Annotated in this window: 11 protein-coding genes; 2 read left to right on the forward strand and 9 right to left on the reverse strand. The window is 53.5% G+C overall.

The window, feature by feature from the left end; all coding sequences use genetic code 11:
* Window positions 1-76: 76 nt before the first annotated feature.
* The 5 genes from NSQ22_RS14625 to NSQ22_RS14645 form a co-directional block, all read right to left on the reverse strand.
* Complete coding sequence (locus NSQ22_RS14625) at window positions 77-3,169, reverse strand: DNA translocase FtsK (protein WP_081157202.1); 3,093 nt, start codon at window positions 3,167-3,169, stop codon at window positions 77-79.
* A gap of 106 nt (window positions 3,170-3,275) precedes the next feature.
* Window positions 3,276-3,881: a YtpR family tRNA-binding protein gene (gene ytpR, locus NSQ22_RS14630; protein ID WP_008880922.1), complete on the reverse strand. Its 606-nt coding sequence runs from the start codon at window positions 3,879-3,881 to the stop codon at window positions 3,276-3,278.
* 21 nt (window positions 3,882-3,902) lie between these two features.
* Window positions 3,903-4,700, reverse strand: a complete 798-nt coding sequence (locus NSQ22_RS14635) for a DUF1444 domain-containing protein (protein ID WP_008880923.1) — start codon at window positions 4,698-4,700, stop codon at window positions 3,903-3,905.
* A 46-nt stretch (window positions 4,701-4,746) separates the two neighbouring features.
* On the reverse strand, window positions 4,747-5,277 hold the full coding sequence (locus tag NSQ22_RS14640; RefSeq protein ID WP_081157201.1) for a DUF84 family protein: 531 nt from the start codon (window positions 5,275-5,277) through the stop codon (window positions 4,747-4,749).
* Window positions 5,278-5,379: 102 nt separating this feature from the next.
* Entirely contained in the window at window positions 5,380-6,456 is a 1,077-nt protein-coding gene (locus tag NSQ22_RS14645) for a M42 family metallopeptidase (protein WP_008880925.1), read from the reverse strand.
* Window positions 6,457-6,568: 112 nt separating this feature from the next.
* Here NSQ22_RS14645 and NSQ22_RS14650 point away from each other — a divergent pair, with 112 nt between their 5' ends.
* On the forward strand, window positions 6,569-6,865 hold the full coding sequence (locus NSQ22_RS14650; RefSeq protein WP_011887994.1) for a PepSY domain-containing protein: 297 nt from the start codon (window positions 6,569-6,571) through the stop codon (window positions 6,863-6,865).
* On the opposite strand, the gene NSQ22_RS14655 is transcribed toward NSQ22_RS14650, so the two are convergent.
* Both NSQ22_RS14655 and trmB read right to left on the reverse strand, forming a co-directional pair.
* On the reverse strand, window positions 6,860-7,711 hold the full coding sequence (locus tag NSQ22_RS14655) for an MBL fold metallo-hydrolase (protein WP_008880927.1): 852 nt from the start codon (window positions 7,709-7,711) through the stop codon (window positions 6,860-6,862). The genes NSQ22_RS14650 and NSQ22_RS14655 overlap by 6 nt on opposite strands.
* Before the next feature lie 257 nt (window positions 7,712-7,968).
* Window positions 7,969-8,619 carry a tRNA (guanosine(46)-N7)-methyltransferase TrmB gene (trmB, locus tag NSQ22_RS14660; RefSeq protein ID WP_008880928.1) on the reverse strand — a complete coding sequence of 217 codons (651 nt, stop codon included), beginning with the start codon at window positions 8,617-8,619 and terminating at the stop codon, window positions 7,969-7,971.
* A 147-nt stretch (window positions 8,620-8,766) separates the two neighbouring features.
* Between trmB and NSQ22_RS14665 the strand changes: the two genes are divergently transcribed.
* A complete protein-coding gene (locus NSQ22_RS14665; protein ID WP_008880929.1) occupies window positions 8,767-9,036 on the forward strand; it encodes a YtzH-like family protein in 270 nt (89 codons plus the stop codon).
* Window positions 9,037-9,132: 96 nt separating this feature from the next.
* On the opposite strand, the gene NSQ22_RS14670 is transcribed toward NSQ22_RS14665, so the two are convergent.
* Window positions 9,133-9,915: a phosphotransferase family protein gene (locus NSQ22_RS14670; protein WP_008880930.1), complete on the reverse strand. Its 783-nt coding sequence runs from the start codon at window positions 9,913-9,915 to the stop codon at window positions 9,133-9,135.
* A 228-nt stretch (window positions 9,916-10,143) separates the two neighbouring features.
* Complete coding sequence (gene pulA, locus NSQ22_RS14675) at window positions 10,144-12,324, reverse strand: type I pullulanase (protein WP_081157200.1); 2,181 nt, start codon at window positions 12,322-12,324, stop codon at window positions 10,144-10,146.
* Window positions 12,325-12,377 lie beyond the last annotated feature (53 nt).

Raw genomic sequence — 12,377 nt, forward strand, 5'->3', positions numbered from 1 at the left:
CTATTTTTGCCATTTATTTCATCCTACTGTACCAACTGTCTCATTTCCCCATTATAGCACGCCGGTCGGCAAAACACTACTGTTCGGAAGAGGAAAAACCATCCGTCTGCAACGCGCCTCTCTCCCGCCAACGCGTCCATTCTTCTTCACTCATTAGTACGTCACGCGGTTTGCTGCCGCGCGCTTCGGAAATCAGTCCTTGCTCCTCCATCATCTCGATAAGCCGGGCGGCGCGGTTGTAGCCGATGCGGAAATGGCGCTGTAAACTCGATGTGGATGCCCCACCTTGCGCAATGACAAACCGACACGCTTCGTCAAATAATTCATCATCTTCCTCACTAAACGCCGCCGTCTGCCGAAACTCGTCCGGGCTGAACATGTAGGAAGGGCCTTGTTGCGCCTTCACATACGCCGTCACCCGTTCAATTTCCTCATCAGAAATAAAACAGCCTTGCAGCCGCACCGACTTCGCCGAGCCGTTTTCCAAAAAGAGCATATCGCCGCGACCAAGCAGCCGCTCGGCTCCATTCGCATCCAAAATCGTACGCGAATCAATTTGAGAAGAGACGGAAAAAGCAATGCGCGTTGGAATGTTCGCCTTGATCAAACCGGTGATGACATCAACCGACGGCCGCTGGGTAGCGATCAATAAGTGAATGCCACATGCCCGTGCTTTTTGTGCCAACCGGCAAATCGATTCTTCGACATCGGCTGGGGCGGCCATCATTAAATCGGCCAACTCATCAATGACAATCACGATGTATGGAAGGATCGGTTCACCGCTGCCTTGGGCACGGAGATAAGCATTATACTTTTCAATGTCACGCACGCCCGCATGAACAAATAGCTCATACCGCCGCTCCATTTCGCGAACCGCCCATTTGAGCGCCCCGGCGGCCGCCTTCGCCTCCGTAATGACCGGGCTGAGCAAATGCGGCAAGCCGTTGTACGGTGCCAATTCGACCATTTTCGGGTCGATAAGCAGCCATTTTACCTCATGCGGAGCGGCTTTATACAACATGCTGACGAGCATTGCGTTCATGCACACGCTTTTCCCTGACCCGGTCGCTCCAGCGATGAGTCCATGCGGCATTTTTTTGATGTCCGTCACAACCGGCGCTCCGCTAATATCAAGACCGAGTGCGACCGTGAGCGGAGAACAGTGCTCGCGAAACGCGCTGCTGTCTAAAATCTCCCGCAGCTGCACCGGGCGGCTCGACGGGTTGGGCACTTCGATACCGATCGTTCGTTTTCCCGGAATCGGCGCTTCAATCCGAATATCTCTCGCCGCCAAGCTTAGTTTGATATCATCCGTCAAACTTGTAATCTTGCTCACTTTCACCCCTAAATCGGGCTGCACTTCAAACTGCGTGACTGTCGGGCCTTGTGTGGCGTGAACGACTTTAGCGCCAATATGGAAACTTTCAAACGTCTGATCCAAACGGGCGCATTGTTCGTGAATCCATTGTTCATCGCAGGCCGCTGCCTCCCCCGGCGGCTGAAGGAGCGACAACGGCGGCAGCGAATAGCCGCTCGAGCGACGGGCCGCTCTTTCTTCCAGCTTGCGCCGATCTTGCTTTAGCATCATGACGTTGTACGGAATGCGCATTCGTTCCGGACGATGGCGATCAGCCGCCCGTCTGTTTTCACTAGCCGGTGCCGAAGAGGAAAGCGGTCTTCTCTCAGCCTCTTTAGAAGTCCCCCGTGCATTCCTGTTGCCGCTCTCCGTCGGCAGCTCTTGCATTTCCTTTTGTCCATCGTCGCGGTCATCCGGTTGAGTTAATCTGTTTTCATGCACTCGCGTCGCTGACCGTCCGTTTTCATGTTCATCTCCGCCTTCACGGGAGCCGCTCTCGGGTTCAACGACGGATGCGGCCTGACAAAGCGACGCATGCGCCTGTTCCTCTTTCATTTCAGGAGCCGCCGGTTCACCGCTCGTCGGCACGGCCGCAGACATCGCCTCCGGGACTTCCTTTTCTTCCGAGACGGGCGCTTCTGTCCATGTCGTCCCTTTCATTACTGCCTGCCCCGCTTCTGCTTTCCCTTCGCAATCGTCATCCCCTGCCGAAATGCCTTCTATCTGCTCTTCTGCTTCTTTTGCTATTTCAGTGAATGCCGATTCGCCAAGAGCAGGGGCTTCCTCGACAAGTTCAACGGACGGATCCTTCGCTTCCGCTGCCGTCTCCGTGAATGATGGTTCGTCGAGCACGGACTCTTCCGCGATAGGATCAGCCGATGGCTCCTTCGCTTCTACTGCCGTTTGGGTGAATGCCGGTTCACCAAGGACGAGCGATTCTTCGACAAGCTCAACAGGCTGCTCCTCTGCTTCTGCCGCCATCTCGGTGATTGCCGGCTCGCCAAGGGCGAGCTCTCCCTCGTCAGACTCAACGGACGGATCCTTCGCTTCCGCTGCCGTCTCCGTCAATGCCGATTCGTCAAGGACAGGTGATTCCTCGACAGGCTCAACAGGCAGCTCCTCTGCTTCTGCCGCTGTCTCGGTGAACGGCGCTTTGCGAAGCTCATTTTCTCCCTCGCTGATTTCATTCATCCGTTTTTCTGCGCCCGGCGTTGCGATCTGTACGGTTGCGGCATCGACTTGAGTCTCTTTTTCTGTCTGCCGGTCGGCCGCTGCTCCCCCCTTCGCGCTGTGAGTCGTTTGTTCCAACGTCCCCTGCGGCGCCGCGGTATTAATGAAATCAGATGAGCGAGACGACAGAGCTTGTTCACTTGGCAAGCTGCTCGCTTGTCCATCGGCGGACAAGCCCTCAGGACGTTGCTTCGCTTTTTCTGCCGTTCGCCTAGCGGCAATGATTCCTTGTTCTGTCAGTCGTTGCCGCTGTTCCCTATTGTTATGGTACCCAAAAATAGGAGACGGCACGTCGGACGGACGGAACGGCTTTTTTTCTGACGTTTCTCTCACTGTATCGACAGATGGGCGACGTGGGGGCTTCAGCCTGCTTTCCTCGTCGACTATTTGCCTTGTCGTCTTCTTAGTCTCTAAGGAATGGTCATCTGGAATGAGCGGAAACCGGAAACGGCCTTGCGGGTACTGGTACACGACTTTCGCCTCGGCGCGTTCCGGCCTGTGGTCTAGTCGTTCTCTGTTGGTTGGTCGTTCGTGTTCCTCCTCATCTGTAAAAAAACGAAGCCATCGTTTCCAAAATTTCATTGATCGTTCCACTCTTTCTATTCATTCAGTGTCGGAAAAAACGTCACTGGAGTCAGTTCCAGTGACGTTCAAGCTGAATATCGCCCAGCTCTCCCATATTGACTCGTTAAAACGTGAACGGTTGTCCCACTTCATATTCATCGGAGAGCACAAGAATCCCTTTTTCTTGCGGGGCGTTTGGCAATCCGAGTTCGCGTGCCGAGCAAATCATGCCGCGCGAGGTGACGCCGCGCAGCTCACTTTCTTGAATGACGAGCCCGCTTGGCATGACCGCGCCGATTTTCGCGACAACGACTTTTTGCCCTGCAGCAACGTTCGGCGCCCCGCAGACGATTTGCAACACTTCGTTGCCGACATCGACTTGACAGATACTCAGTTTATCGGCGTTCGGGTGTTTTTCCTTTTCCTTTACATATCCAACAACGAATTTTGGCGACAAATCGGCTTCAATCCGCTCTTCATAGCCGTTTTTCGCCAAAATGTCATTCACGACATTGACCAGTTCTTCATTCACTTCAAGCGGACCGCTGCCAGAAAACGGATAATACGAAGAAGCGGAAAAAATATTATAGCCGACCGTCTCGCCTGTCCGTTCAGAAATGATGCGGACAACATCCCCTTGCTTTGTAAACACTCGCTCCTCAGCCGCCACCGGCTTTAGCGATACTAGCAATACATCACCGAGCCCTTCCCGATTGTAAAACACGTTCATCGCTTAACTCCTCCTTGTGCGCTACGTTCTCCGTTTTTTTCCTAAAATGAAGATCGGTTCAAGTTTGCCGTTTTCATATAAAAAGGACAATGCCGTAATCGGCACGCGGCCATTGGCAAAAAAGCTCATCGTCATTTGCGCCAACACATCATAGCCAATGTCATTGCGCAAATCAGCAAGAATGAGCACGTCTTGATGAGGAACGGCTATCGCCATCGTTCCTTCCATGCGTGTATGCATTTCGGCCAAAAACGCATCGTTTAAAATTCGGCTCGCATCATAGCCGTCGTTCGTGTTGACAAAATAAAACACGTTGTCGGCAACGCGGTCTTCTTTCACCGGCGTCGGCAGCGAACGGACGTTAAAGCGGGCGATTTCCTTCACCCGCTCGCGGTTCCATTTTTCCTTTTCCATCATTTGTTCATCAATCAAGCGATAGGTTTTACCTAAATCAAGCGCGTAGTAAATGCGCGTTTCGGCCGTATGATCATCGTGCAAAAGCGGAACGCCTTCTTTCGTTTCAGTCGGAAACGACGTCGACCGGATCACGGGATAAATGTTCCGTTCGTTTCCGGAAAGCGTTGCTGTTTCTTCCATTGTTTTCAGTGTCTCTTCTACGTAATAAATAATTTCGCGCACCGCTTCGTCTTTTTGTTCGTGCCACTTGGCGATCACGCCGGGAAGCGAGATCGTAACCCCTTTTTTCGTGCGGTGATCTTCGATTCGCATCGTATCATGTTTGGCATCAAAGTGAAACGTCCAATGCGGATGGGCGTTGAGACGTTCCTTGATCGTCTCATACATTTGCCGGCTGTTCATCAATCTGCCTCCTTGTTTTTATGGCGTCGCCAGCTGTCCTCCTTTATCATACCGTGAACGGGCCATTTTGACAAAACAATTCGTATTGGCCGACCAACAGCTGAACGATGTGGGAAAACATCGCTGCACGGTCGATGCGCCCGTTCGTAAACACACCGACCGCCCCCTCTTTGGTGCGGATGTTCCGCCGCCCTGTATATTCCTCCATTAGTTCACCGAGCTCGCGACCCGCCTCAAGCCCGGCGCCGATGTCTGGCGGCAAGGCGAGACGCGCACCACCGACAGCGACAGTAATGCCGTTTCGGTCAACGAGCGCTCCCCAGTTACAAAGCCACCATTGCCCGTCCATGTTCATGACGCCGCCCTCAAGCCCGATGCCGATCTCCGCCTCGGCGGCTTCAAGCGCCCGCTTGGCGCGCTGAATCGCCCCACGCCGCGTTTCCTCGTCCGAAAGCGGCTGAGCGGAGACGCCTGATGGCACATCAATCGGAACAATGCGCCATTGCGATCCTCCGAACACCGCACGAACGGCGGCCACTTTCGCTTCGTTTTTTGTTCCGACTGCGATTGTCTTCATTGCTCATCCTCCTTGGCATGGAAAAGGAGAAGCTACCGCTTCTCCCCTTATCTTGTTCAGCTTTCGCCATCGTGTTGCTTCTTTGCCGCCATTCGCTTTTGATCAGCTGTTGGCGCGAATCGCTTCGACCGTCGCCCGGTCGCATCGTTTCACAAGCTCGACGATCAATTGTTTGGCCGCCGCATAATCGTCGACATGAATGATCGACGCATGCGTATGAATATAGCGAGCGCAAAGGCCAATCACTGCCGACGGCACACCGCGGTTCGCGATATGGACTCTGCCGGCGTCCGTTCCTCCGGCTGGAGAAATGAAAAATTGATATGGCACACCAAGCGATTCCGCCGTATCGAGCACGAACTCGCGCATGCCGCGGTGCGTCACCATCGTCCGGTCGTACAAACGGAGGAGCGCCCCTTTGCCGATATGGCCAAACGCCTGTTTATCGCCAGACATATCGTTCGCCGGACTTGCTTCAAGGGCGAAAAAGATATCCGGATTAATCATCGTTGCCGCCGTCTGCGCCCCGCGCAGCCCGACTTCCTCTTGGACCGTCGCTCCGGCATACAACACGTTTGGCACGGTTTCGTCTTTCAGCTCTTTTAACAGCTCAATGGCAAGCCCGCAGCCAAACCGGTTGTCCCACGCTTTGGCCATCACCGTTTTCCCGTTTGCAAGCGGAGTGAACGGGCTGACCGGCACGATCGGCTGGCCTGGACGAATACCGATCCGTTCAGCGTCCTCACGGCTTTCCGCGCCGATGTCAATGAGCATATGTTTGAGTTCCATCGGTTTGTTGCGCTGCTCCTCATTGAGCAAATGCGGCGGAGTCGAGCCGATGACGCCAATGACCGGCCCGTCGTCCGTGATAATTTGCACGCGCTGGGCGAGCAGCACTTGATTCCACCAGCTACCGAGCGTTTGAAAGCGAATCATGCCGTTATCGGTAATCGCCGTTACCATAAATCCGACCTCGTCCATATGGCCAGCGACCATCACCGTTGGACCTGTCTCATCGCCACGCTTGACGCCGAAAATGCTGCCGAGACGGTCTTGCACGATCTCATCGGCGTATTTGGCGAGCTCTTTGCGCATAAACTGCCGCACCGCGTGCTCATGGCCTGGCGCCCCTGGCAGTTCGGTCAACGTTTGAAACAGTTGCAGCGTTTCTACGTTCATCACGGTTCTCCCTTTCTTTTCATTCATTGCCTTCTGTTTTTCCGCTCTGCTTACATCTTCCGTCAAAATCGGCTATACTAATCCGTATCAAGGCAAAAGGAGGAACAAACGCATGGCTTGGAAAAAATGGCTTGTTGGCGTTGCCGTCGGTGCCGCTGCTGTCTGCGCCATCCGCGCCGCGTCACGGCCCGCACTTCTCCCCCCGGAAAAAGCGCTGGCGATGGCGAAGCAATCGCTCAGCGGGACGCGCCCGATCCGTGGTTCATGGATTCAATCCGCTCCGGAGCGCTATGAGAAAAACGGGTTGACATACACCGTCTACCGCGGCGGCATTTGCCGTGATGACAGGGATGACGAGTTTTGGGTGAACGCGTACACCGGCACCATCGTCGACACGAAACCGCTATAGCGTCGGCCGGTTTCGCTTCACTTGCTCTGCGATCGTTCCGTCTTCCCGCCATTTGACAGCGCGGTAATAGGCATCATGATAAAACGTAAACCAAGCGTTCCGCTCGATGCCGTACGGAAGCCACCGCTGTTTGGCGAAAATCGAGTCCATCGGGTAATCATCATACGCCATCACCCAAAGGACGTTTTGATGCGCATGTGTGCCGAGCAAATCGCCGAGGTGGATGGCCATCTCCCCATCCGATTCGATCAACACAATCGCATGGCCGGCGCTATGACCGCCGGTATGTATGAGGCGGATACCGGAGACGACTTCCGTTTCTTTCGTAAACGGAATGACCTGTTCAGCAATCGGCTCCCAGTTTTCTTTCCAATACGTATTGCGCGAGCGGATGTTTGGAGCGCGCATTTCCTCCCACTCCACGTCCGAAGTGATGATCGCTGCGCGCGGAAACGCCGGCACAAGCCGCCCGTCTTCCCAAACCGTCAACCCGCACGCATGGTCAAAATGAAGATGGGTCATGATGACGATGTCAATATCGCCGCGCGTCAGCCCCAGCGCAGCGAGCGACTCGTCAAGCGACGATTCCTCGGTGACGCCGAAATTGCGCTTTTGTTTATCGGTCAGTTTGCCGTTGCCGATGCCGGATTCAATGAGCAGACGTTTGCCGCCAGCCTCCACCAAAATGGGATCCGTGCGCAGCTCAATTTGGTTTTGGTCATTCGGCGGATATTTTTTCGACCAAAGCGGTTTCGGAACGACACCGAACATCGCCCCGCCGTCAAGATGAGTAACGCCTCCGTTCAACCATGTCAATGTCACTTGTCCAACTTGTAATTGTTCCATGTTCCTCTCCCCCCTTATTCATTAGTGTACCATTTTCTTCATCGGCCGGAAAGGATGGAACGCTCTCCCATCGACGTTTACGCTTAGAAGTGGGAGGTTCTTAGGAATACCCGCCTCACAGCCGGCTGTCAGCCAAGCCATCCCCGTGCGTCCGAAAGTTGGTGAGGGCACGGATGCATCCTCCACTTATGCTCACGAGGAAACGTGGTGAGACCGGTTCAGAGCACTAAAAAAACCCGACCAAACCGGTCGGGCCGTTATGACTGCTGTGGCGGACGAAGCGCCTCGCAGCGGTAAATGCGGTTGCCTTTTGCTGAAAATTTTTCTTCGTACTCGGTCATGACGTTACCGACAATATCGCTCCGATGCAAATCCAATTGGACCGCCGCGAGCACAAACCCATATTGTGACAGGCTGACAAGCGAATACTCAAAAAACGACTGATTGTCCGTTTTTAAATGAATGTCCCCGTCCGCGGACAAAATGCGATCATAAAGCGCCAAAAAATCCCGATAGGTCAGCCGCCGTTTCTCATGCCGCTTTTTCGGCCACGGGTCGGAAAAGTTCAAGTAAATACGCGCGATTTCTCCGTCAGCAAAAAATGAGGTGAGATCTTTCGCGTTGGCATTGAGCAACCGCACGTTTGGCAGCTCGCTCTCGATCAGCTTATCCAGCGCCGACACGAGCACGCTCGGATACAACTCAATGCCGATAAAATTGACGTCGGGATGCAGCTTCGCCATTTCGGTAATAAATTTTCCTTTTCCAGTGCCGATTTCAATATGGATCGGCCGGTCATTGCCAAACAGCTCATGCCAACGCCCGCGCCTCGCTTCCGGGTCAGGGATGACATACTGAGGGTAAGCGGCGATTTTGTCTTTCGCCCATGGTTTGTTGCGCAAACGCATATTGACACCTCTGTCTCGTTTCCGTTTGTTGTTTTGATGCTACCTTGTTAGTATAACCGCGCTTGAAGAAGCAAACGCCTAGGCATAAACACCGTTAGGCCCGGGCATATTAAAACCGTACAGCTTCGCTAAAGGATGGTGAACGGCATGCCGCTCGACCATAACCATCAATTGACCGTGCTCCGCGATATTTTGTCTGAACACCAACTTGATTGTTGCGGAACGGTTTCCGAATGTGAACAAATCGAACGGCTTGTCAAATCGCTGCTCGCCAACAATGAGGTGAGCGCGAATGTCAAGCAAATTCTCCCGAACATTTACGCCTATGGCCAAGGCGGAAAATATAGCCCCGATTTAAACGCCCATATTTCCGCGCATCAAAGCCAGCTCGCCGATTGGGTGAACGAGCTGTCATAAACAGCGCGGCTAAGACTGGTCAAACATGAGAGGCCGTGAAACGTTGCCAGCGTTCTGTTTTCTTTTTCGAAGACCGTTTCGGCAACGTTCAACGGCTTACTGTTCCGCTATAATGTACTGCAATAATTGCAACGATTGTTCCCTTTCTTTTTGACTATCCTTCCCTTTCGGCCAAAACAGTGAATGCAATGTATGGGCGATGGCATACCATTTCAGACGGAGGGCAAGTCCCTCCGTCCATGCCAATCCATACTGATGAAGCCACACTTCCCACTCAGCGCGCGGAATGTATAAATGAAGCAACATGCCGATGTCAATGGCCGGATCCGCAATAACAGCTCCATCCCAATCGATCAAGTACAATGTGCCGTCATCAGCAAGCAGCCAATTGTTATGGTTAATGTCACAGTGGCAAACGACGTGCTGATCATCAGGCAAGAACGATACATGTTGCCTAAGCCAGCTAAGCGCTTCACGAACGGCCGCAGCGCCGATCGGATGACGTCGTTGCCGCTCGGTGAGCGCAGCGAGCATCTTCTCGGGATGCAGCGGCGTTTTGCCGAGCCGCTTAAGCATCGTCACCAGCTCTTTGGAGCCATGAATTTTCCGCAACAACGCCGCCACCTGTTCGCTTCCCATCTCATGCGGCTTCAGCTCCCGGCCGTTCAGCCACTGCTGGGCCGTAAACACATCGCCATTTTCCATCCGTTTCGTCCAGACGAGCTTCGGGACGATCCCTTCCGCCGACAATACGGCAAGAAACGGGGAAGAGTTCCGTTTCAAAAACAGTTTCTTCCCTTCATATTCGGCAAAATACGCATCCCCTGTTGCACCGCCGGCCGGAGTGATCTCCCACTCCTTACCTAGTAACTGTTCCAAAGCATGTTCACCTGCGACTTAAAAAATAGAAAACGTGTCCGTTTGCTTCTTCTTGTGCACAAATAAAAAGGACGGCCGTGCCGCGTCCTTCTTCCGTCCGTCTTACTTGTATTATACTGAAATACCGCCCCGGCATGCAAACATTTTTCTTACCAAGACACTTGCATAAAACTGCCAAAGTCTGCACAGCAAAACAAAAGGGAAGGAGTTTTCCCATTGGGATTCCGCTCATCCCGCATTTTCATCGGCATTCATCGCTTCTGTTCTGACAAGCACCCATGTACCGATACCGTCAAGGTCAACAACATGGCGCACCCGTCGGAGCGGAATCGTCCCGCTTTGCTCTCCGTCGCAGACGACGTCCCATTCTTCTTGATCGGGAAGAACAATTGTCTCCGATTTCTCTTCATGATGGTGAATGACAATGATGTCCCCCCACGGCCCGTAGACGGCGACATCGCGCAGCCAATAAGCGATCACTGACGGCGGGGTTGGTTCAAGAAACTCGAAATGGCGCAACACCTCCGCCTCTGTCGCGAGGCGAAACGCACCGTGCGCCCGACGAAGAGCGATCAGCCCTTGAACATAGCGAACGTCGTTTTCATAGCGGCTTTTCTGCTCCCAATCGATCCAATTCACCTCATCAGGTGCCTGATAGCTGTTGCCATCTCCCCCTTTTGTCCGATAAAACTCCTGACCGCTATGCAAAAATGGAATCCCTTGCGCCAATAGAACGATCGCCGTGGCGAGCTTTTGCCGTTTGCGCCTAATCGCTTCTGATTCGTAGCCGTTCGCAACTTCCATCTTATCCCAAAAAGTATGATTATCATGACATTCTACATAGTTCAACGATTGGAGTGGATGACAAAACAGCCCGCCTAACGCCCGCAAGCTGCCGGCGATGACCGTTTTCGCCTGTTCGCGCCCGCTTGCATCGCCGAGTGCAAAGCCGCGGCTTGGCAAATGGAACGTGCTTCCTTTGATCGTATCGCGGAACCGATCATTGAAATAGGCAATGCGCGGCAACTTCCAAGCGTTGGCCATCGTCGCTTTTTGCTCTGGCGCAAGCGGTGTCGGCAAGTCCCAACCTTCCCCATACACGAGAATCGATGGATCGATTGCATCGAGAGCGTCACGCACGACTTTCATCGTCTCTATATCATGCACACCCATCAAATCGAAACGAAATCCATTAATGCCGTACTCTTTCGCCCAAAAGATGACCGAATCGACGATCCACCGACGGGCCATCCGCCGCTCAGAAGCGATGTCGTTGCCGACGCCGGTGCCGTTGGCTGGCTGGCCATACGCATCATAGCGGAAATAATACCCGGGAACAAGCTTCTCCAGTGATGACTGCTCCCGATCGTAGACATGGTTATATACCGCATCCATGACAACACGCAAACCATTTTCGTGCAGCGTTCGAATCATTTGTTTTAATTCAACAATGCGCGCGTAAGGATCGGTCGGATCGGTTGCATAACTTCCTTCCGGTGCATATAGATGAAGTGGATTGTATCCCCAGTTATACGAGGCTGACGGATCGCGTTCATCAACTCCAGCAAAATCGGTAAACGGCATAATCTGCACATGGGTGACACCCAGCTCTTTTAAATAGGAAAGCCCGGTCGATGTTCCGTTCGGCCCACTTGTATTCGCTTCCGACAACCCAAGATACTTCCCTTTATGGGCGGCACCGCTGTCGGGGTGGCTCGTAAAATCACGGATGCTTAATTCGTAAATAATGGCGTCAGTCGGTGATGTGAGCGGCGGCAACGGACGAGCGGATGGTGCGAGCTTCGTCTTTTCCCAGTCGATGATCACGCCATACTCACCATTGATGGAAACAGCGGTCGCATATGGATCCACTGCCTCGCGCCATACGCGGTTAATGCAGGCAACATACGTATAATACGTTCGTTCCCAGTCGCCGGGTACGACCGCCGACCATACACCGCGCTCCCCTCGCTCAAGTGGCACATAGCGGGCATCACCGCTATCTGGGTGGATCAACTTGACGTTGACGGCGGTTGCCGTCGGTGCCCAGACGCGGAACACCGTTTGCTCCTTCGTGTAGTCCACTCCTAGCTTTCCTTCGTAAAAAAATTGATCATCGAACGCCGGCGTCCGCACGACAGCACCGATTTGCACATCGGTTCTCTCCCCCGAACGGGCACGAACCCAATAGGTCGCCCCAAACTCGAACGCAGACGCAAATCGACATACATATTTCACCATATCGCCTAAGTCCTCGAGCTGCTGCACGGAAAGCGGAATTTCCTCTCCGCTCGGTGCCACCATCGTAAATGGCGCCATCTCGTCAGGGCAACACGACTTCGGTACAAGCACGGTCAATTGATCCATCTCGTCCAAATAGGCGACAAACGTTCGGTTAATATGAAGCATATTGGCTCACCCCCTTTGTGGCCTCCCGTTACTACTATCATACGCAAAAGAAA

It is taken from the genome of Geobacillus sp. FSL K6-3411, assembly GCF_037965715.1.
Taxonomy (GTDB): Bacteria; Bacillota; Bacilli; order Bacillales; family Anoxybacillaceae; genus Geobacillus; species Geobacillus thermodenitrificans.